This window comes from Pseudomonas sp. PDM05, assembly GCF_014851685.1.
Lineage (GTDB): Bacteria > Pseudomonadota > Gammaproteobacteria > Pseudomonadales > Pseudomonadaceae > Aquipseudomonas.
Genome location: NZ_JACVAC010000008.1, coordinates 145137 through 167151 on the forward strand (window position 1 = coordinate 145137; position 22015 = coordinate 167151).

The following is a 22015-nucleotide window of genomic DNA, read 5'->3' on the forward strand; positions in this document are numbered from 1 at the left end:
CTATTTTTATGCGAATAATCTTGTAATTCTTACAACAAATCGACGACAGGCACTTTCCAATGACTCTTCGTATCGCAATCAATGGTTTTGGCCGTATCGGCCGTAATGTCCTGCGCGCACTGTATACCCAAGGCTACCGCCAGGATTTGCAGATCGTCGCCATCAACGATCTGGGCGACAGTTCGATCAACGCCCACCTGCTCAAATTCGACACCGTACATGGCACTTTCGAAGCAGAGGTCGCCCACGATCAGGAAAGCCTGACCGTCAATGGTGACCGGATCGCTGTCAGTGCCATTCGCAACCCGGCCGAACTGCCGTGGGCCGCGCTGAATATCGACGTGGTGTTCGAATGCACCGGCCTGTTCACCGACCGCGCCAAGGCTGCCGCCCATATTACCGCCGGCGCACGCAAGGTGATCATTTCCGCACCGGCCAAGGGCGCGGACGCCACCGTCGTCTACGGGGTGAACCACGACATTCTGCGCCAATCCCACCAGATCATCTCCAACGCCTCGTGCACCACCAACTGCCTGGCGCCAGTTGCCCAGGTATTGCACCGCGAACTGGGCATCGAAAGCGGCCTGATGACCACCATTCATGCCTACACCAACGACCAGAACCTGACCGACGTCTACCACACCGACCCGTACCGCGCGCGGTCGGCCACCCAGAACATGATCCCGAGCAAGACCGGCGCCGCCGAAGCCGTCGGCCTGGTGCTGCCGGAACTGGCAGGCAAGCTGACCGGCATGGCCGTGCGTGTGCCGGTGATCAACGTGTCGCTGGTCGACCTCACCGTGCAGTTGAAGAAGGAAGCCACGGCCGAAGAAGTCAACGCGCTGCTCAAGGAAGCCAGCCAGCACTCGAAAATCCTCGGTTACAACACCCTGCCGCTGGTTTCGAGCGACTTCAACCACAACCCGTTGTCGTCGATTTTCGATGCCAATCACACCAAGTCCACTGGCAAATTGCTGAAAGTGCTGGCCTGGTATGACAACGAGTGGGGGTTCTCCAACCGTATGCTGGATAACTGCCTGGCGCTGTGCAACGCCGAATAACGGCCCAGTAGAAATCCCCACGGGAGTTGGCTTGTGTGGGGCTTGTGTGGGAGCGGGCTTGCTCGCGAAGGCGGTGGGTCAGTCGACATCTTTATCAACTGACAGATTGTATTCGCGAGCAAGCCCGCTCCCACATGGGTTGTGTGCAACCTCCTTGCTTCGGCGCAAACCCGCAGAAAGTGCTACTTGCCATTTAAGTTGATGATAAGCATTATCATTAACTGCAAATCGGTCTGGTACCCCTGTGAGCCAATCTCGCTTCAACCAAGTCTTTCTCACCCAACGGGTGATTCTGCTACGCACCTTGCAGCGGATGGTGAATAACCACAGCACCGCCGAGGACCTCTTGCAGGAAACCTACCTGCGTGTCACCCGCGCCCTCAGCGAGCGGCCGATCGACCACCTCGAACCCTTCGTCTATCAAACCGCGCGCAATCTGGCGCTGGACCATCTGCGCTCACGCAGGATCCAGGCCCGTACGTTGCAGGAAGATGTCCCGCTGGATGTCCTGCAAAGCGTCGCCGCCCCCATCAGTACGCCCGAAGACGCGACCCAGGCCGAGCAACTGCTGGAACACCTGAGCGTCAGCCTCGGCCAGTTGAGCACCCGCCAGCAGCAGATCTTCATCCTCAGCCGCCTGCACGGTTGCAGCTACCAGGAGATTGCCGATCAGTTGGACGTGTCCTTGAGCACCGTGCAAAAGGAACTGAAGTTGATCATGGCCATCTGTGTAGGTGTGGCCGAAAGGCTGGATCGGCCTTAAGCTTCACCCGATTCAGCTGTAGGAAAGATCAATAAAACGTGGCGAAGACCCGAGGAACACCGTGACGGACCCGAATAAACTGCGCCCCCATGAGCTGGCTCATGAGGTGTTGCAAGACACGGCTATGGACCAGGCCCTCGACTGGCTGATCACCTTGCAGTGCCCGCAGCCTGGGCAGCAGGCCGAGTTCCAGGCCTGGCTGGCCAGCGATCCGGCCCACGTCCACGCCTTCGCCAAGGCCCAGGCCGCCTGGGGGGGCGCGCCGGTGCACAGCGCTGCCGTCGCCCTCGCCGCGCCGCGCAAGCCGAGTGCCTGGCGCCGGCTCAAACCGCATTGGAAACCCCTGGCCACCGCCGCCGTGCTGCTGATCGGCCTGTTCAGCTTCAGCAATCTGCCGGTGCGCCTGCAAGCCGACCACCTGACCGTGGTCGGCGAACGCCAGCGCCTGCAACTCGACGACGGCGCGAAAGTGCTGCTGAACACCAACTCGGCGTTTTCCAGCAGCATCAAGGACCACCAACGCGTTGCCCGCCTGTATCAGGGCGAAGCGTTTTTCGAGATCGCGCCCAACCGTGGCCTGCCCCTGGAGATCGACGCCGGCCCGGTGCGCGCCAGCGTGCGCGACACGGCCTTCGCCGTGCGCTACCTCAACGGCGAGGCCCAGGTGCAAGTACAACGCGGCGACGTGGACCTGAGCAACACCGTCGACGACGCCCGTGTGCGCCTGAGCGCCGGGCAGAGCATCCGCATCGGCCCCAAGGGCTTCGGTCCACCGGCCAAGCTGGATGCAGACAAGGACCTGGCGTGGGTCGAGGGCCGGCTGATCTTTGAAAACTGCCCGATGGGCGAAGTGCTCGCCGAGCTGCGCCGCTACTACCCCGGCTGGATCGTCAATAACAACGAGCAGCTCGCCAGCGTCGCCGTGACCGGCAACTACCGCCTCGACCAGCCCTTGGATGTGGTGCGCTCCCTGGCACACATCACTTCGGCCAAGCTCTCGGAATACCCCGCGCTGGTGATCCTGAACTAAATGAGAATTATTTTTACTCGATAGCCCGCGACGGTACGTCTCGTCTTAGCCAATGCAACTGATTCCTATTTGGTTCGGTTCGCAACTATAAGATTCGTACTCCGGAGCGCTCTCGATGTCCTCTCGTTTCAATCGCCGGTCTTCTTCGCCCGTCTTGTCCTTGCTGACCGCCGCCATTCTGCTGGCCGGCGCGCCGGTGATGAGCGCCAGCGCCGCCGAACCGGCGCCACGCAGCCACGGCAACTACAACTTCAGCATCGCCCAGCAACCGCTGGTCTCGGCGCTGAATGCCTTCACCGGCGTCACCGGCTGGCAAGTCGGCCTGCCGGCGGAACTGGGCCAGGGTGTCTCGTCCCCCGGCGTACGCGGCCCGCTGTCAGCGGAAAAGGCCCTGGACCAGCTGTTGGTGGGGACCAACCTGAGCTACCGCAAACTGGGCAACAACAATATCGTCCTGGAAAAGCGCGCCGCCGGCAGTACCCTCAACCTGCAACAAGTGACCATCAGCGCCACCCGCCACGAACAGGATGTGAACAGCGTACCCAGCACCGTCAGCGTGCATGATCGCCAGGAGCTGGACCGCCTCAACGTCGGCAACAGCCGCGACCTGGTGCGCTACGAGCCCGGCGTCTCCGTCGGCGGCGCAGGTACCCGCTCCGGCAATGCCGGCTTCAACATCCGTGGCATCGACGGCGACCGCATCCTCACCCAGGTCGACGGCGTTGAAGTGCCCGATCACTTCTCCAACGGCCCCTACGCGCAAACCCGTCGCAACTACGTCGACCCGGAAATCGTCAAGCGCGTCGAGATCCTGCGCGGCCCGGCGTCAGCCCTGTACGGCAGCAGCGCCATCGGCGGCGCAGTGAGCTACTTCACCCTCGACCCGGACGACATCATCAAGCCCGGCCAGGACGTCGGCGCCCGCCTCAAGACCGGCTACAGTTCCGCCGACGAGAGCTGGCTGACCTCCGGCACCGTCGCCGGCCGCGTGCAGGACTTCGACGGGTTGCTGCACCTGAGCCAGCGCAACGGCCACGAGACCGAATCCTACGACGGCAACAATGCCACCGGCCTGGCCCGCACCGGCGCCAACCCGGAAGACGCGCGCACCACCAACGTCCTGGCCAAGCTGGGCTGGAACTACGGCGACGAAAACCGCCTGGTGCTGACCTACGAGAAGTACAAGGACGACCGCGATACAAACCAGAAAAGTGCGGTAGGCGGCCCGTTCAACACCGGCTTCAACAGCAACCTGTACCGCGCACGCTCGGGCAACGACACCATCAGCCGTGAACGCTTCGGCCTGGAAAACACCTTCGCCCTCGACGCGCCGTTTGCCGATCACATCAAGACCAGCCTCAACTACCAGATCGCCAAGACCGACCAGAGCACCGCCGAACACTACGTGTCGGGTGCGCGCAACCTGCTGCGTGAGCGCGAGACGCTCTACCAGGAAAAACAATGGATCTTCGACGCCCAGCTGGACAAAGCCTTCGCCATCGGTGACACCGACCACGTGGTGACCTACGGCACCACCCTCAAACAGGCCAAAGTCACCGGCTCGCGTACCGGCAGCGCCACCTGCCTGACCGTCAGCACCTACTGCGCGACCGTCGGTGGCCCCAGCAGCTTCGCCTCGGACAAAGTCACGCCGGCCAGCGACTTCCCGGACCCGACCATCAACACCTACGCGCTGTTCGCCCAGGACCAGATCAGCTGGGGCGACTGGACCTTCCTGCCGAGCGTGCGTTATGACTACACCCAGCTCAAGCCCAAGCTGACCGAGGATTTCCTCAACGCCACCGACCCGAACCGCATCTACGCCCACGACGACAGCGACAAGACCTGGCACCGCGTATCGCCCAAATTCGGCCTGACCTACGCCCTGACCGATAACTACACCTGGTTCGGCCAGTACGCCGAAGGCTTCCGCACCCCGTCGGCCAAGGCCCTGTACGGGCGCTTCGAGAATATCCAGCAAGGCTACGTGGTCGAACCGAACTCGGACCTCAAGCCGGAAAGCAGCAAGAGCTTCGAAACCGGCCTGCGTGGCAATTTCGAATCGGGCAACTTCGACGTGGCGGTGTTCTATAACAAGTACCGCGACTTCATCAACGAAGACGCCGCGTTGCTGTCCCCCACCGGCACCGCCTTCAAGGCCAGCAACATCAAGCGCGCCACCATCAAGGGCGTGGAAGCCAAGGGGCGCCTGAACCTCGACGCCTTCGGCGCGCCGCAGGGCCTGTACTCCCTGGGTTCGGTGGCCTATGCCTACGGCCGCAACGAAGACACCGGCGAGCCGATCAATAGCGTCAACCCGCTCAAGGGCGTGTTCGGCCTGGGCTACGAGCAACAGAACTACGGTGCGCTGGTCAGCTGGACCCTGGTCAAGAAACAGAACCGTGTCGACAGCGCGACCTTCTTCTCACCCGATGGCGACACCACCAAGGCCCCGTTCAAGACCCCAGGCTTTGGCATCGTCGACCTGACCGGTTTCTACAAAGTCACAAACGACGTGACCATCAATGGTGGCCTGTACAACGTGACCGACAAGAAATACTGGAACTGGGATGACGTGCGCAGCTTCGACAGCATCGGCGAAGCCGGCGTGACCGCGCCCGCCAACATCGACCGCCTGACCCAGCCTGGCCGCAACTTTGCGATCAACCTGATCTGGGACATCTGATAGCACCCGCCTCACCTCGTCGAAATTTCATCGACGGGGTGAGGTTTTTTTACTGTGCCGCGTCTTCCTGTTCGTCTATTTGATAACGGCTCTCTTTAAGAGCAACAAGGCGCTCCCCTTCTCAAGGACTTTTCCATGACCGCTACAGCTACCGCAGAACGCCCACACCTGCGCTCCCAGCGCCTGAACCAGATCACCCACGCGCCACACGCCCAGCTTGATGCCCTCGTCAAAGCCCACGCTCCGTTCGAAACCCAGGCCAACTTCGCCCGTTTCGTGGTCGCGCAGTACCTGTTCCAGTCGGAACTGGTGGCCCTGTACACCGATGCCGAACTGATCAAGCTCATCCCGGACCTGGCCGAGCGCTGCCGTGCCGACGCCGCCAAGCTGGACCTGGCCGACCTCGACACGGAAGTGCCCGCACCCGTGGCCGGTGCGGTGAGCAACCCGAGCAAGGCCGAAGCCCTGGGCTGGCTGTTCGTGTCCGAAGGCTCCAAGCTGGGCGCCGCGTTCCTGATCAAGCGCGCGGTAGGCCTGGGCCTGAGCGAAACCTTCGGTGCCCGTCACCTGGGCGAGCCCGCCGGTGGTCGCGCCGAAGGCTGGAAGCGCTTCACCCGCACCCTCGACGCGCTGCAGTTCAGTGCTGAAGAAGAAGCCGCGGTGGAAAAAGGTGCTGTGGATGCGTTTGTACGCTTCACCGTATTGCTGGAACAGGCGTACGCTAGCGCCCCTGAACTGGCCTGACCCTTGGTTGGGATGCAATCAAAAATGTGAGAGCGGGCTTGTGTGGGAGCGGGCTTGCTCGCGAATACAGTCTGTCAGTTGATAAAGATGTCGACTGGCACACCGCCTTCGCGAGCAAGCCCGCTCCCACACAAGCCCGCCCCCACATTCTGGTCTCATTTCATATTGAATCCCTGTGACCCCCCCATGACCGGCAAAACCCAATCCACCTCGAAAATCGCCCGGCTCCTCTTCGGCCTGCTGGCCTACGTCAGCCTGGGCATTGGGTTGATCGCGATTGTCGTGCCGGGTTTGCCCACCACCGAATTCATCCTGCTGGCCGCCTGGGCCGCCACCAAAAGCTCGCCACGCCTCAGCGCCTGGCTGGAGAACCACCGCCTGTTCGGGCCGATCCTGTTCAATTGGCGCAACGGCAAGATCATCGCCCGGCGCGCCAAGGTCAGCGCCACCGTGAGCATGCTGCTGTGCGCCGGCCTGATGCTGGTGATACTCGATCACGGCTGGCCGATCTACCTGGCGATTGCCGGAATGAGCCTGGGCAACCTGTGGATCTGGTCACGCCCCGAACGACTCGCACAGCCTGCGTAACGCAGGCTGTAGGCGTTTGCCTACCGCTCATCGCCTGCTGCTCATGATTAAATTTGTTACGCCGATGTTTCAGACATAGCGCTGAAGGGATTTGGCCTGCACTGCGTGCCTTCCAACAACTCCACTCGCGAGTGAGCCTATGTTCAACACCCTCTCCATCCGCCTGAAAATCGTGCTGCTGTCCGGCCTTTGCCTGTTGGGGGTGATAGCGCTGGTCGTCAGCATCAATATCTACAACACCAACCAGAATGATCTGTTGGTCAGCGATTCAAGCTCGCGCATGCTCACCGCCAGCGTGGAACAACTGCTGCAAGCCAGGGCCGCCGAGCAAGCGGTGCAGTTGCAAAGAACCTTCGGCGACAGCCTGATGGCGCTGACCGCGCTGGCCGACCAAATCAAGGATTTGCGCAGCATGGCCAGCAAGCGTGGCCTGGAAGCCGGCGCACTGCGCGAAGAAATCAACCAGAGCCTGAAAACCACCTTCGATCGCAACAGCAAAGTGCTGGGTTTCTGGCTGTCATTCGAACCCAACGGCCTCGACGGCAAAGACAGCGAATTCGTCGATGACAAGGCGCGTGTCTCCAACGAAAAAGGACGCTTCTCCAGCTATTGGAGCCGTGCCGGCGGTGAAGGCTTGAACACCATCATGGTCGAAGAAGACCTGAACAAGACCACCCTCACCCTCAACGGTACGCCCTACAACATCTGGTACACCTGCCCACGGGACACCCGCAATACCTGCTTGCTGGACCCGTATGAGGATACGGTGGCCGGCAAAAAGGTACTCATGACCACCATCGCCTCGCCGCTGATCGTGGAGGGCAAACTCATCGGCGTCATCGGTGTCGACATCGCCCTCACCGCCCTGCAAGCAACCGCCGACGCCGCGCAGAAGGACCTGTTCAACGGCGCAGCGCACCTGGAGATTCTCTCCAGCACCGGCCTGATTGCCGCCTACAGCGGCGAGCCGGCCAAGGTCGGCAAGAACCTGGTCGACACCCTCGGCGCCGAGGGCAAGGAAATCGTGCAGTTGCTGGCCAGTGATAAACCCATGATCCGCGAACAGGCTGACACCATCCGCGCCGTGTACCCGGTCAAGCCGGTTGCCGACGCCAAAGCCTGGGGCGTGGTGATCAAGCTGCCAAAAGCGGTGATGCTCGCCGATAGCGTCAAGTTGCAGGGGGTACTCGACAACGCCCAGGCAGCCGGTACGCTCAAGGCCCTGCTGGTGGCCGCCGCCGCTGGCCTGCTGGGCTTGCTGCTGATCTGGCTGACCGCCACCGGCGTGACCCGCCCGATCAACAGCGTGGCCGCCATGCTCAAGGACATCGCCAGCGGCGACGGCGACCTCACCCAACGCCTGACCTATAGCAAAAAAGACGAATTGGGCGAGTTGGCGAACTGGTTCAACCGCTTCCTCGACAAGCTGCAACCGACCATCGCGCAGATCAAGCAAAGCATCACCGAGGCACGCGGTACGGCCGACCAATCCTCGGCCATCGCGCGCCAGACCAGCGAAGGCATGCAGGTGCAGTTCCGCGAAATCGACCAGGTAGCCACCGCCTCGAATGAAATGAGCGCCACCGCCCATGACGTCGCCAACAGCGCCTCCAATGCCGCCAGCGCGGCACGCGGTGCGGACCAGTCGGCGCGGGAAGGCCTGTCGATCATCGAGCAGAGCACCCGCGACATCACCACCCTGGCCGAAGAGGTCAGCAAGGCCGTGGGTGAAGTTGAAGCCCTGGCGCTCAACAGCGAGCAGATTGGTTCAGTGCTGGAAGTGATCCGCAGCATTGCCGAACAGACCAACCTGCTGGCGCTCAACGCGGCGATTGAAGCGGCACGCGCCGGCGAAAGCGGGCGTGGTTTTGCGGTGGTGGCCGACGAAGTGCGCAACCTGGCCAAGCGCACCCAGGACTCGGTGGAGGAAATCCGCCTGGTGATCGAACGTATCCAGAGCGGCACACGTGGCGTGGTGGCAACCATGCACTCGAGCCAGAACCAGGCCCAGAGCAATGCCGGGCAAATCCATCAGGCGGTGCAGGCGCTGGGCAAGATCAGTGATGCGGTGACGGTGATCAGCGACATGAACCTGCAAATCGCCAGCGCCGCCGAGCAACAGAGCGCGGTGGCCGAAGAGGTCAACCGCAACGTCTCGGCGATCCGTACGGTGACCGAGACACTCACCGGCCAGGCCACCGAGTCGGCGGCGATCAGCAGCCAACTGAATGCATTGGCCAGCCAGCAGATGAAATTGATGGATCAGTTCAGGGTTTAGTCCCCAACCCCAAGAACAATGGCCCCCCCTGTGGGTGCGGGGCTTTTGTGGGAGCGGGCTTGCTCGCGAAGGCGGCGTGTCAGTCAATTCATCTCTGACTGATCCACCGCCTTCGCGAGCAAGCCCGCTCCCACACAAGCCCGCTCCCACATTTAGATCACGTTGGTCTTAATGACCGGGCCAGGCTTGGACAAACGCCGCCACATCTTCCTTCGCCGCCGTACGCGGCGGATTCTGCGGCGTACCCAGGTACAGGAAGCCAATCACTTCCTCATCCGCCGTCAGCCCCAAGCCTTTGGCCACATGCGCCGAGTAGGACAATTCGCCGGTGCGCCACACCGCGCCAATCCCCTGGGCGTACGCCGCCAGCAAAATGCCATGGGCCGCGCAGGCCGCCGCCAGCAGTTGTTCAGACTTGGGCACCTTGAAGTGCTCCTGCAAACGCGCAATCACCACCACCACCAACGGCGCACGCAGCGGGCCGTTCTGGGCCTTGTCGATCAGTGCTTGCGGGGCGTCGGCGTCTTGCAGGCGTGCCGCTTCGGCCAGCAACGTGCCCATCTGCTCGCGAGCGGCGCCTTCGACGGTGAGGAACCGCCAAGGGCGCAACTGGCCGTGGTCCGGCGCGCGCATGGCGGCGGCGAACAACACGTCGCGCTGCTCCTGGGTCGGCGCAGGTTCCAACAATCGCGGCACGGAAACACGGTTGAGCAAAGCGTCGAGAGCCTGCATTGGCCACCTCCAGAAAAAAATGTGCGGTCATTCTAGCGGGAATGCGGCACCACCCACCAAACGATAATTGCTCTTATTCATTCGGCCCTGCCCTGTTAGACTTTGCGACCTTATTTTTGCCCGCCGTTCAGGAAATTCGATGTCCCGTTGGCTTTTTCCCGTGTCCGCTGCTTGGTTGGCCTTGAGCCTGACCGCCTGCGACGACGCGCCCAGGTTTACCAAGGCCGAGCCGGGTGAATCACGGGCGGGCGGCGCTGCGACCGTGAACAAGCGCGACCAGAACGCGTTTTCCCTACCCTCGGCCAACCTGTCGCCTACACGTCGCCTGGATTTCAGCGTCGGCAACAGCTTCTTTCGCAGCCCCTGGGTAATCGCGCCGTCCACCACCACCGCGCGTGATGGCCTGGGCCCGCTGTTCAACACCAATGCCTGCCAGAACTGCCATATCAAGGACGGTCGCGGCCATCCGCCGTTGCCCGACGCGGCCAACGCGGTGTCGATGCTGGTGCGCCTGTCGATCCCCGATGCGCCAGCCTACGCCAAGCTGATCGAGCAAGCCGGCGTGGTGCCCGAGCCCGTCTACGGCGGCCAATTGCAGGACATGGCAGTGCCCGGCGTCGTGCCGGAAGGCAAGGTGCGAGTCGACTACACGCCGGTCAACGTGACGTTCAACGACGGCACGGTGGTCGAGTTGCGCAAGCCAAACCTGCAGATCACCCAGCTCGGCTACGGCCCGATGCACCCGGACACACGTTTTTCCGCGCGTATCGCCCCGCCGATGATCGGCCTGGGCCTGCTCGAAGCCATCAGCGACGCCGACATCCTGCGCAACACCAGCGCGGACACCGCCGACGCAGACACCATCGTCGGCCGTGCCAATCAGGTCTGGGATGACGCGCAACAAAAAACCGTGCTCGGGCGTTTTGGCTGGAAAGCCGGGCAACCGAACCTCAATCAACAAAATGTTCACGCGTTTTCTGGTGATATGGGCCTCACCACGTCCCTGAGACCCTTTGATGACTGCACCGATGCCCAAGTGGCCTGCAAACAGGCGCCCAACGGCGATGGCCCGGATGGCGAGCCGGAAGTCAGCGACAACATCCTGCGCCTGGTGCTGTTCTACACCCGCAACCTCGCCGTGCCGGTGCGTCGCGACGTCGACACGCCGCAAGTGCTCGCCGGCAAGAACCTGTTCTACAGCGCCGGTTGCCAGGGTTGCCACAAACCCGTGTTCACCACGGCCGCCAATGCCGCCGAACCTGAACTGGCCAACCAGGTGATCCGCCCCTACAGCGACCTGCTACTGCACGACATGGGCGAAGGCCTTGCCGACAACCGCAGCGAATTCAAAGCCGGTGGCCGCGACTGGCGCACCGCGCCGTTGTGGGGCATCGGCCTCACGCAGACCGTGAGTGGCCATACCCAGTTCTTGCATGACGGCCGCGCCCGCAACCTGCTGGAAGCCGTGCTGTGGCACGGCGGTGAAGCACAAGCGGCGCAGCAGCATGTGTTGTCCTTTAATGCCGAGCAGCGCGCTGCGTTGCTGGCGTTCCTGAATTCTTTATAAGCTTCGCCCCAATTACAGAAGGGAGCTCGACATGTTCCGTCCCAAGTTGTTGTTCACCAGCCTGGCCGCCCTCGCCCTGGGCGCCTGCTCGCCGCAAGACCCGCAAGCCGTGACCTCGGCGGCCATCGCCAAGCAAGTGATCCTGCCGACCTACAGCCGTTGGGTCGAAGCCGACCGCCAGTTGGCCGTCAGCGCCCTCGCCTACTGCCAGGGCAAAGAGAGCCTGGACACCGCCCGCGCCGATTTCCTCCACGCGCAAAAAGCCTGGGCCGAGTTGCAACCGCTGCTGATCGGCCCGCTGGCCGAGGGCAACCGTTCGTGGCAGGTGCAGTTCTGGCCAGACAAAAAGAACCTGGTCGGCCGTCAGGTTGAACAACTCGTGACCGCCCAGCCGCAGATCGACGGCGCCGCCCTGGCCAAGTCCAGCGTGGTGGTGCAAGGCCTGTCGGCCTACGAATACATCCTCTATGACGCCAAGACCGACCTCGCCGACGAAGCGCAAAAGGCCCGTTACTGCCCGCTGCTGGTGGCCATCGGCGAGCGCCAGAAAGCCCTCGCCGAGGAGATCCTGGCGAGCTGGAACAGCACCGACGGCATGCTCGCGCAGATGAGCAAGTTTCCGAACCAGCGTTACGCTGATTCCCACGAAGCCATCGCCGACCTGCTGCGCGTCCAAGTGACCGCACTCGACACCCTGAAGAAGAAACTCGGCACGCCGATGGGCCGCCAGACCAAGGGCATCCCGCAGCCGTTCCAGGCCGATGCGTGGCGCAGCCAGTCGTCCCTGCAAAGCCTCGAAGCCAGCCTCGCGGCGGCCCAGACCGTCTGGGTCGGCGTCGACAATAAAGGCCTGCGTGGCCTGCTGCCGTCCGACCAGAAGCCATTGGCCGACAAGATCGACGCCGCCTACGCCGCGTCCCTGAAACTGTTCGCCAGCAACCAGCGCAGCCTCAACGAGCTGTTGGGCGATGACGCCGGGCGCCAGCAGCTCAACGACCTCTATGACAGCCTCAACGTCGTGCACCGCCTGCACGAGGGGGATCTGGCCAAGGCGTTGGGTATCCAACTGGGCTTTAACGCCAACGACGGTGACTGATGATGCTCAGGCGACAGGCTTTGGCCATTGGCAGTGTGCTGCTCAGTGCTCTCACGCTAGGGGGCTGGACGCTGTTCAAAAGCAAGGACAAGGGCCCGCTGCTCTTGTCAGCGCGGGATGATGGCGACGGCAAGCACTACGCCGTAGGATTTCGCCTGGACGGCAAGCAGGTGTTTGCCACCCAGGTCGGCCAGCGCTGCCACGACATCATCAACCACCCGACACTGCCGATTGCACTGTTCGTCGCCCGTCGCCCGGGCACCGAGAGTTACCTGATCGATTTGCGCGATGGCACGCTGCTGCAGACCATCACCTCCCATGCCAATCGTCACTTCTATGGCCACGCGGTGATCCACAAGAGCGGCGACTGGCTGTATGCCACCGAGAACGACACGTCCGACCCCGGCCGTGGCTTGCTCGGTGTGTACAAATTCGAAGGCGAGCGCCTGGTGCACAGCGGCGAGATATCCACCCACGGCATCGGCCCGCACCAGGTGTCGTGGATGCCCGACGGTGAAACCCTGGTGGTGGCCAACGGTGGCATCCGCACCGAAGCCGAAAGCCGTGTGGAAATGAACCTCAACGCCATGGAGCCCAGCCTGGTGCTGATGCAGCGCGACGGCACGCTGATCAGCAAGGAAACCCTCGGCCAGCAGATGAACAGCGTGCGCCACATGGGGATCGCCAGCGACGGCACCATCCTCACCGGCCAGCAGTTCATGGGGCCATCCCAGGAGCGTTCCGAGCTGCTCGCGATCAAGCGGCCGGGACAGCCGTTCGTGGCGTTCCCGGTGGCCGACGAGCAGTTGCAGGCCATGGGGCACTACACCGCCAGCGTTGCCGTGCACAGTGAATTGCGCCTGGTGGCGCTGACCGCACCGCGTGGCAATCGCTTCTTTATCTGGGACATGGACAGCGGTGCACTGCGCCTGGACGGGCCGTTGCCGGACTGTGCCGGCGTGGGTGCGGTGGCCGACGGCTTTGTCGTCACCTCCGGCCAGGGACGTTGCCGCTTCTACGATTGCCGCCAGACGCAATTGGTCGCAAAACCCTTGGAATTGCCGGCAGGGCTCTGGGATAACCATCTGCATCTGGTCTGACCCGCGCAGCCTGGAAGGGGCCAGCACTGGCCCCATTACCTGTCAGGTTTACCGGCTGGAAACCCCTCAATACCTGGAGTAATGTTCCGGACTTGTCTGTCTTCGTCTGTCCCAGTTTTTCCAAGGAATCGGAATATGCTGCGCCGTCGCATGCTGATCATGTTTGCTGTCGTGCTGTTCATTGTCCTGCTGCTGGGGGGCTATAAAGCCTTTTCCATCTACCAGCAGATCCAGGTCTTTGCCAAGCCCAAGCCCGCCGTAAGCGTGGCCGTTGCCACCGCGACCGAGCAGCCATGGCAGCAACGCCTGCCGTCGGTGGGCACGCTCAAGGCCTTGCAAGGGGTCAACCTCAGCCTGGAGGTGGCCGGTACGGTCAAGGACATCCAGTTCGAATCCGGGCAGAAGGTCAAGGCCGGGCAGCCCCTGGTGCAACTCGACAGCGCGGTGGAAAGCGCGCTGCTGGAAACCGCCCAGGCCGACCTGGGCCTGGCACAGCTCGATTACGGACGCGGCAGCCAACTGGTGGGCAGCCAGGCAATCTCCAAGGGCGAGTTCGATCGCCTCTCTGCACAACTGCAAAAGAACAAGGCCACGGTCAATCAGCTCAAGGCGTCACTGGCGAAGAAACACATCGTCGCGCCGTTCAGCGGCACCATCGGCATTCGCCAGGTGGACGTCGGCGACTACCTGGCCAGCGGCACGGTGATCGCCACCTTGCAGGACCTCAGCAGCCTCTACGTCGACTTCTACGTCCCCGAACAATCGGTGCCCAAAATCGCCCTCGGCCAGGCCGTGCAGGTGCAAGTCTCGGCCTGGCCAGGCCAGCAGTTCCCCGGCAATATCAGCGCGATCAACCCCAAGGTGGAAAACACCACGCGCAACGTGCTGGTGCGCGCCACCCTGGCCAACCCGGACGGCAAGTTGCTGCCCGGTATGTTCACCAGCCTGGACGTGTTGCTGCCAGATCCGACCGCGCAAGTCGTGGTGCCGGAGGGCGCGATCACCTACACCCTCTACGGCAATTCGGTGTACGCCGTGGCCGAGAAAAAGGCCGAAGACGGCACGCCGGAAAAAGACGCCAACGGCCAGCCCGTGCTGATCGCCGAGCGGCGCTTTGTCGAGACCGGTGAGCGCCGCGCTGGCCTGGTGTTGGTGAGCAAGGGCCTCAAAGCCGGCGAGCAGGTGGTCAGCGCCGGCCAGCTCAAGCTGGACAATGGCACGCCCATCGCCATCAGCCCGGACAAAAACCTGCCGGCAGGGCACTGAGCCATGAAGTTCACAGACGCCTTTATCCGCCGTCCGGTGCTGGCCATGGTGGTCAGCCTGCTGATCGTATTACTGGGCATGCAGGCCTACAGCAAGTTGCCGCTGCGCCAATACCCGAGCATGGAAAACGCCCTGATCACGGTGACCACCGCCTACCCCGGTGCCAACGCCGAAACGATCCAGGGCTACATCACCCAACCGTTGCAGCAAAGCCTGGCGAGCGCCGAGGGCATCGACTACATGACCTCGGTCAGTCGGCAGAATTTCTCGGTGATCTCGATCTACGCGCGCATCGGCTCCAACAGCGACCGCTTGTTCACCGAGCTGCTGGCCAAGGCCAACGAGGTAAAGAACAAGCTGCCCCAGGACGCCGAAGACCCGGTGCTGAGCAAAGAGGCCGCTGACGCCTCGGCGCTGATGTACATCAGTTTCTCCAGCGAGCAATTGAGCAACCCGCAGATCACCGACTACCTGTCGCGGGTGATCCAGCCCAAGCTCGCGACCCTGCCGGGCATGGCCGAAGCGGAGATCCTCGGCAACCAGGTGTTCGCCATGCGCATCTGGCTCGACCCGGTGAAACTCGCCGGTTTCGGCCTCAGCGCCAGCGACATCACCGATGCGGTGCGCCACTACAACTTTCTCTCCGCCGCTGGCGAGGTAAAGGGCGAGTTCGTGGTCACCAGCATCAACGCCAACACCGACCTCAAGTCCGCCGAAGCGTTTGGCGCCATTACTGTCAAGGCCGACGGCGACAGCCGCGTACTGCTGCGGGATGTGGCACGGGTGGAAATGGGCGCGGAAAACTACAACGCCATCAGCTCGTTCGGCGGCACGCCGTCGGTGTACATCGGCATCAAGGCGACGCCCAGCGCCAACCCGCTGGAGGTGATCAAGGAAGTGCGCAAGATCATGCCGCAGTTGGAATCCCAGCTGCCGCCCAACCTCAAGGCAGAAATTGCCTACGACGCCACGCTGTTTATCCAGGCGTCCATCAACGAGGTGGTCAAGACCCTGTTCGAAGCGGTGCTGATCGTGATCGTGGTGGTGTTTCTGTTCCTCGGCGCCCTGCGCTCGGTGGTGATTCCGGTGATCACCATCCCGTTGTCGATGATCGGCGTGCTGTTTTTCATGCAGTTGATGGGCTACTCGATCAACCTGCTGACGCTGCTGGCGATGGTCTTGGCCATCGGCCTGGTGGTGGACGATGCGATCGTGGTGGTGGAAAACATCCACCGGCATATCGAGGAAGGCAAGACGCCCCTGGATGCGGCGCTCGAAGGTGCGCGGGAAATTGCCCTGCCGGTGGTGTCGATGACCATCACCCTGGCGGCGGTGTATGCGCCCATCGGTTTTCTTGAAGGACTCACCGGGGCGCTGTTCAAGGAGTTCGCGCTGACATTGGCCGGCGCGGTGATCATCTCCGGCATCATTGCCCTGACCTTGTCGCCGATGATGTGCGCGCTGTTGTTGCGCCATGACGAAAACCCATCCGGCCTCGCCCATCGCCTCGACCGCATTTTCGACGGCCTCAAGCGTCGCTACCAAAGCCTGCTGCACGGCACCCTGAACACGCGCCCGGTGGTGATCGTGTTTGCGTTGATCGTGCTGGGCCTGATCCCGGTGTTCCTCAAGTTCACCCAGTCGCAACTGGCCCCGGATGAAGACCAGGGCATCATTTTCATGATGGCCAGCGCGCCGCAACCGGCCAACCTGGACTACCTCAACACCTACACCGACGAGTTCGTAAAAATCTTCAAGGAGTTCCCGGAGTACTACTCGTCGTTCCAGATCAACGGCTTCAACGGCGTGCAATCGGGCATCGGCGGTTTTCTGCTCAAGCCATGGAACGAGCGCAGCCGCACCCAGATGCAAATCCTCCCCGAGGTGCAGCACCGCCTGGAGCAGATTCCCGGCCTGCAAGTGTTCGGCTTCAACCTGCCGTCCCTGCCGGGCACGGGCGAAGGCTTGCCGTTCGGCTTTGTGATCAACACTGCCAACGATTACGAGTCGTTGCTGGAGGTGGCCAACCGGGTGAAAAAGCGCGCGATGGAGTCGGGCAAGTTCGCGTTTGTCGACATCGACCTGGCGTTCGACAAACCTGAAATCGTGGTCGACATCGACCGCGCCAAGGCGGCGCAGATGGGCGTGTCGATGCAGGACCTTGGCGGCACCCTGGCGACGTTGCTGGCGGAGGCGGAGATCAACCGGTTCACCCTGGACGGGCGCAGTTATAAGGTGATAGCCCAGGTCGAACGCGCCTACCGTGACAATCCCGATTGGTTGAACAATTACTACGTGAAAAATAACAAGGGTGAGCTGCTGCCATTGTCGACGCTGATTACACTCTCCGACCGCGCCCGACCTCGGCAGTTGAACCAGTTCCAGCAGCTCAACTCGGCGCTGATCTCGGGTTTCCCGATTGTCAGCATGGGTGAAGCGATAGACACGGTGCGCCAGATTGCCATCGAAGAAACACCGCCCGGCTACGCGTTCGACTACAGCGGCGCATCCCGGCAATTTATCCAGGAAGGCACGGCGCTGTGGGTGACCTTTGGCCTGGCCTTGGCGATTATCTTCCTGGTGCTGGCGGCGCAGTTCGAAAGCTTTCGCGACCCGCTGGTGATCCTGGTAACGGTGCCGTTGTCGATCTGCGGGGCGTTGATTCCCCTGTTCCTCGGCTGGTCGAGCATGAACATCTATACCCAGGTGGGGTTGGTCACCTTGATCGGGCTGATCAGCAAGCACGGGATTCTGATCGTCGAGTTTGCCAACCAACTGCGCAAGGACAAGGGCCTGACACCTCGCCAGGCCGTGGAAGAAGCCGCGGCGATTCGCTTGCGCCCAGTGCTGATGACCACCGCCGCCATGGTGTTCGGCATGGTGCCGCTGATCCTCGCCACTGGCGCCGGGGCAGTGAGCCGGTTTGACATCGGCATGGTGATTGCGACGGGGATGTCGATTGGCACGTTGTTTACGCTGTTTGTGCTGCCGTGCGTCTACACCCTGCTGGCCAGACCTGATAAGCCCTGAACCTTGTCCTGCGGGCCAATCCCCCTGACCCGAACCTTGTAGTGAGCGGGCTTGCCCCGCGCTGGGTGGCGAAGCCGCCCTAAACGGTACGCCGCGGTGCATCAGAAAGACCGAGGTGCCGGGATTTGGGGCGGCTTCGCCACCCGGCGCGGGCAAGCCCGCTCACTACAGGCAAAAAAAAGGCCTCGCAGTGCGAGGCCTTATTCGGGGGGGGGTTGAATCGTTTCAACTTTGCGGCCTCATGCCTTGAGACATCCCAAACATGAACAGCAACAATTCATGATCAGGCTTGACCGCCGTGCTCGCCTTGGCAACGCGCGGCAACAGGCATTGCGCGCCACCCTGCGTGGCACTGAGCACTTGTGTGCGAGGTTGTTCCCACGCCGCCAGGGCGAGCGCCGCAACGCCCAGCGCCCCAACCAGGAACAGACCTCGTGCTATTTCTAGCTTCATCTGGTTAAACCCTTGATAGCGCTGCCAAACGCCGTCTCGTAAAAGTAGCTGAGTTTGTTCCAGTCAGCGCTGCTCCACGACGAATGGCGCCGCAACTGCTGCATGTCGTGGGAAGCCGCGCGATAAGCGGTCAGCCGCTGTCGGCATTTTTCGAAGTCCAGCAAGGCAATCTCCACATTGGCCGAGTCGCCTTCGCCGGTGACACGAATAAAGATGTGCTTGATGTACAGGCAGCCATGCTGCCAGCGCCCCTTGTGCATACGCACCAGCGTGCCGGCCAACTCCTTGAGCACACGTTCGTGAACCAATTCGCCGTACTGTTCGCGGCCACCGGCGGCATACCAGTTTTCGATTTCATCGAAGCCATCCAGGGCGGCCGTCACCAACAGTGCTTTCCATTGGTGCTCGGGGTCGCGACGCGCCCCGCAAAACACCAGGTCCGGCACGCGCACATCGAGGGAGCGCAGGCCCTTGAGCGCATCACGCTCACGCAGCACGGTGGGCCGTCCGAAGGGATGCAGCCAACTGCGGTAGATGTGGCCGGTCTGGCGCTTGCTGTAGAGCAAGTGGCCGTTAGGACCGGTCACCCGTTGCACGCCACTTTCACCGCCGCGCCGACGATTGGGTTCCTCGACCCATTCGCCCTGCTGGCGCCAGAAAAAATCAAATCTCTCCTCCGGAGCTACGTGACTGCCCGCTACGCACTCAACTGCCATCCTGTTACCTCTTTCTCAGTACATACACTCGCCACATGGCGTAGAGCGGCATGAAGTCCAGAGATTCCTGAACGCGGAAACCGGCCTGTTCGAATTCGTCTTCAACAGTAGCAGCTGGTAACACAAAGCGGTTTTGGTAACCTTCTTGCTCACCTTCGCCACGCCGTTTTTCTTCGAGACGCTTACGCTTCCAGGCCTTGAAATTGCCATCGACCCACAATGAAAGGATCACGCTGTCGCGCGTAACCCGCTGAAACTCGCGCAGTATCGCGACCCGATGCGCCGGATCACCAATATGGTGTAGCAGACGCATACAGAAAATGCTGTCGACCGAGTTATCCGGCAAATCGATATCAAAGGCAGATGTCTGCAAGGGTCGTACCCGTTTCACCACATCGGCGGGTTGGGCGGCCATTGCGACCTTCAACATCGATTCGGAATTGTCCGCACCAATGATCACGCGGTTGGGTTTTTCGGCCAACAGCGGCCAGAAACGCCCGGCGCCACAAGGCAGGTCCAGCACCAGCCCAGGCTCACCAGCCATGGCCAACGCACCACGGGCCAATTGCTCGTCGCGTTTGTGGGACAACCGGCGAGCCAGATTGTCCTGATGCTTGAGCAAATATTCTTGGGCGTGCTGATCGTCGTACTTATCGGAAAATTCGAGCTTGATCGGGGAAGACATCAACGGATCTCCAGTAGCTGATGCCTACAACCTTAAGCACCCTACTGTGATCATCAGGTCAACTGTTTGTGAAAAAGTTGTCCTGTCGAATCCCATACATTTCAAGACTTTACAGACACATTCAGTATCATTGGGCCATGTTCGCCGAAATTCGACGCAAGCTTGCCGCAGCATAACGGCAAGCCTGGCCCTCAGGACTTGACCTGGCTCAGCTCAACATGAAAGCGGCAGCCGTTGGGTTCCATGGTGCTCAAGCTGACGCTCCAGCCCTGGTTCTCACAGATCCGTTGCACCAGCGACAAGCCCAGGCCGAGGCCTTCGCCGCGCTTCTCGCTGCCACGCACGAAGGGCTCGAACATGGCTTCGCGTTTGTCTTCCGGGATACCGACGCCCGAGTCTTCCACCACGAAGCCTTCGGGCTCCAGCGTCAGGCGGATAAAGCCGTGCTCGGTGTAGTGCAAGGCATTGCGCAGCAGGTTGCCCATCACCGCGTGCAGGAAGGTCGCGTTGTAGCGGGTATCCAGCGGGTTGCCCGGTTGGTAGATCAACTCCAGGCCCTTGCACTCGATAGGTTCGCGCCAGAGGCCGAGCAAGTCGTCGGCCACCTGTTTGAGGGTCACCCGAGGCGACATGCTGCCATCGTCATGCTGGGCCCGGGCCAGCATCAGGAAGGTCTGCACCAGTTCGCGCATTTCCGCGCAGGCGCGAGCGATCCGCTCCACCTGGTTACGCCCACGCTGGTCGATGGCGGGGTTTTCCAGCAGCAATTCACAGGAGCTGGCCAGCACCATCAGCGGCGTGCGCAATTCGTGACTGACATCGCTGGTAAACAACTGCTCGCGAGACAACGCCTGCCGCAAACGCCCCAGCGTGGCATCGAACGCCACGGCCAGTTCGCCCACTTCATCGGCCGCGTAGTCCGGCGCCAGGGGCGGTGCAAGGCCCAGCAACTGGTCGCGATGACGCACCTGGCGGGCCAGACGCACCACCGGCGCCATCACTTTGCGCGCCAGCACCCAGCCGAGGAATACCGCCAGGGCCAGGCTGAGCACAAAGCCCACCAACACGACGGCAAACAGTACGCGCTCACGCTCTTCGAAATCGCTTTGATCCTGCAGCAATACGTAGCGCCGACCGTCCACCACTTCGACCATGGCGTGGTACGACAGCGACTCACGGAACACTTCATGGAAGCCGGGCTCAAGGTGACGCAGATCCTTGGGCAGGTCGAAATCACCGGGGCCGCCGCTGAAATAAAACAGCTGGTCCGGCTCGGGGCGGTGGTTCCAGTCCTCGACGCTGTCCATCAGCAGCAGACGTTGCAAGTCACCGCCGAGGCCCGCCGAGATCAATTTCTCTTCCACCAGGTGCACGGTCGCAACGATGCCCATGGCGAAGGCCCCCGCGACCAACGCGCTCATCAAGGCAAAGGCGATGATGATCCGTTGGGCAAGGCTTTGCTTAAACTCCATCACGCCCCTCGGCCAGGCGATAACCGACACCGTGCACCGTTTGCAGCAATGGCTTGGCGAACGGTTTATCGATTACTTGGCGCAATTGGTGGACGTGGCTACGCAGGCTGTCGCTATCAGGGCAGTCATCACCCCACAGGGCTTCTTCAAGGATTTCGCGGCGCAGTACATGCGGGCTTTTTTGCATCAGCACCGCCAGCAGCTTCAGGCCGACCGGGTTGAGCTTGAGCAGGCGCCCTTCGCGGGTGACTTCCAGGGTGTCGAGATCGTAATGCAGGTCGGCCACTTGCAGGGCACGCCGCCCGCCACCCTGGGCGCGGCGCAGTACGGCTTCGATGCGCGCGGCCAACTCCGACAGGGCAAAGGGTTTGAGCAAGTAGTCATCGGCGCCGGACTTGAAGCCCTGCAGCCGGTCATCCAGTTGGTCGCGCGCGGTGAGCATGATCACTGGCGTGTCGCGACGGGCGTCTTCGCGCAGGCGTTTGCACAGGGTGTAGCCATCGATACCGGGCAGCATGATGTCGAGCACGATCAGGTCGTAATGCTCGGTGGCGGCCAGGTGCAGGCCCGACAAGCCGTCCTGCGCACAGTCAACGGTATAGCCTTTGAGCCCCAGGTAATCGGCCAGGTTGGCCAGAATATCGCGGTTGTCTTCAACCAATAGAATTCGCATGGGCAGTGTCTCCGTACGCGGTAACGGCCGTGTTGGCTCGCGCAGCTTAAGGCCAAGTGTGGTTCAGGGATAGAC

Annotated in this window: 18 protein-coding genes and 1 pseudogene; 13 read left to right on the plus strand and 6 right to left on the minus strand. The window is 62.0% G+C overall.

Translation table 11 applies throughout. The annotated features are described in order from the left end of the window. The first annotated feature begins 59 nt into the window (after positions 1 to 59). From gap to IB241_RS27975, 8 genes and pseudogenes are all read left to right on the plus strand, one after another. Entirely contained in the window at positions 60 to 1061 is a 1002-nt protein-coding gene (gene gap, locus IB241_RS17460) for a type I glyceraldehyde-3-phosphate dehydrogenase (RefSeq protein WP_192299486.1), read from the plus strand. Positions 1062 to 1305: 244 nt separating this feature from the next. Further along, positions 1306 to 1824 (plus strand): RNA polymerase sigma factor, encoded by a 519-nt coding sequence (locus tag IB241_RS17465; protein WP_192299487.1) that lies wholly within the window; start codon positions 1306 to 1308, stop codon positions 1822 to 1824. 61 nt (positions 1825 to 1885) lie between these two features. After that, positions 1886 to 2854, plus strand: a complete 969-nt coding sequence (locus tag IB241_RS17470) for a FecR family protein (RefSeq protein ID WP_192299488.1) — start codon at positions 1886 to 1888, stop codon at positions 2852 to 2854. A gap of 115 nt (positions 2855 to 2969) precedes the next feature. After that, positions 2970 to 5540: a TonB-dependent receptor gene (locus IB241_RS17475; protein WP_192299489.1), complete on the plus strand. Its 2571-nt coding sequence runs from the start codon at positions 2970 to 2972 to the stop codon at positions 5538 to 5540. 135 nt (positions 5541 to 5675) lie between these two features. Continuing rightward, positions 5676 to 6284, plus strand: a complete 609-nt coding sequence (locus IB241_RS17480) for a biliverdin-producing heme oxygenase (protein WP_192299490.1) — start codon at positions 5676 to 5678, stop codon at positions 6282 to 6284. A 186-nt stretch (positions 6285 to 6470) separates the two neighbouring features. Next, positions 6471 to 6872, plus strand: coding sequence for a YbaN family protein (locus IB241_RS17485; RefSeq protein ID WP_192299491.1), 402 nt, complete (start codon positions 6471 to 6473; stop codon positions 6870 to 6872). A 412-nt stretch (positions 6873 to 7284) separates the two neighbouring features. Beyond that, positions 7285 to 8292: pseudogene (locus tag IB241_RS27970) on the plus strand (HAMP domain-containing protein); the annotation flags it as partial. A 102-nt stretch (positions 8293 to 8394) separates the two neighbouring features. Beyond that, positions 8395 to 9150: a methyl-accepting chemotaxis protein gene (locus tag IB241_RS27975; protein WP_412547878.1), complete on the plus strand. Its 756-nt coding sequence runs from the start codon at positions 8395 to 8397 to the stop codon at positions 9148 to 9150. 168 nt (positions 9151 to 9318) lie between these two features. Here the strand turns inward: IB241_RS27975 and IB241_RS17495 are convergent, their stop codons facing one another. Then, complete coding sequence (locus IB241_RS17495; RefSeq protein WP_192299493.1) at positions 9319 to 9882, minus strand: NAD(P)H nitroreductase; 564 nt, start codon at positions 9880 to 9882, stop codon at positions 9319 to 9321. A gap of 139 nt (positions 9883 to 10021) precedes the next feature. Here IB241_RS17495 and IB241_RS17500 point away from each other — a divergent pair, with 139 nt between their 5' ends. From IB241_RS17500 to IB241_RS17520, 5 genes are all read left to right on the plus strand, one after another. Further along, positions 10022 to 11449 carry a di-heme oxidoredictase family protein gene (locus tag IB241_RS17500; protein WP_192299494.1) on the plus strand — a complete coding sequence of 476 codons (1428 nt, stop codon included), beginning with the start codon at positions 10022 to 10024 and terminating at the stop codon, positions 11447 to 11449. Positions 11450 to 11480: 31 nt separating this feature from the next. Then, a complete protein-coding gene (locus tag IB241_RS17505) occupies positions 11481 to 12545 on the plus strand; it encodes an imelysin family protein (protein ID WP_192299495.1) in 1065 nt (354 codons plus the stop codon). Between the two features lie 2 nt (positions 12546 to 12547). Then, positions 12548 to 13645: a DUF1513 domain-containing protein gene (locus IB241_RS17510; protein WP_192299577.1), complete on the plus strand. Its 1098-nt coding sequence runs from the start codon at positions 12548 to 12550 to the stop codon at positions 13643 to 13645. Positions 13646 to 13780: 135 nt separating this feature from the next. After that, on the plus strand, positions 13781 to 14911 hold the full coding sequence (locus tag IB241_RS17515; protein ID WP_192299496.1) for an efflux RND transporter periplasmic adaptor subunit: 1131 nt from the start codon (positions 13781 to 13783) through the stop codon (positions 14909 to 14911). A 3-nt stretch (positions 14912 to 14914) separates the two neighbouring features. After that, entirely contained in the window at positions 14915 to 17941 is a 3027-nt protein-coding gene (locus IB241_RS17520) for a multidrug efflux RND transporter permease subunit (RefSeq protein WP_192299497.1), read from the plus strand. Between the two features lie 225 nt (positions 17942 to 18166). Here IB241_RS17520 and IB241_RS17525 read toward each other — a convergent pair whose 3' ends face one another. The 5 genes from IB241_RS17525 to colR all read right to left on the minus strand — a co-directional run bounded on the left by IB241_RS17525 (position 18167) and on the right by colR (position 21940). Then, positions 18167 to 18394: a hypothetical protein gene (locus IB241_RS17525; RefSeq protein ID WP_192299498.1), complete on the minus strand. Its 228-nt coding sequence runs from the start codon at positions 18392 to 18394 to the stop codon at positions 18167 to 18169. Then, positions 18391 to 19110 (minus strand): lipopolysaccharide kinase InaA family protein, encoded by a 720-nt coding sequence (locus IB241_RS17530; RefSeq protein ID WP_192299499.1) that lies wholly within the window; start codon positions 19108 to 19110, stop codon positions 18391 to 18393. Before IB241_RS17530 ends, IB241_RS17525 begins: the two co-directional genes overlap by 4 nt. Positions 19111 to 19114: 4 nt before the next feature. After that, complete coding sequence (locus IB241_RS17535) at positions 19115 to 19795, minus strand: class I SAM-dependent methyltransferase (protein ID WP_192299500.1); 681 nt, start codon at positions 19793 to 19795, stop codon at positions 19115 to 19117. A 191-nt stretch (positions 19796 to 19986) separates the two neighbouring features. Beyond that, positions 19987 to 21267 carry a sensor histidine kinase gene (locus tag IB241_RS17540; protein WP_192299501.1) on the minus strand — a complete coding sequence of 427 codons (1281 nt, stop codon included), beginning with the start codon at positions 21265 to 21267 and terminating at the stop codon, positions 19987 to 19989. After that, the gene (gene colR, locus IB241_RS17545) at positions 21257 to 21940 is read right to left on the minus strand and encodes a two-component system response regulator ColR (RefSeq protein ID WP_016975511.1); all 684 of its coding nucleotides are present in this window, start codon (positions 21938 to 21940) and stop codon (positions 21257 to 21259) included. Before colR ends, IB241_RS17540 begins: the two co-directional genes overlap by 11 nt. Between the last annotated feature and the right edge of the window lie 75 nt (positions 21941 to 22015).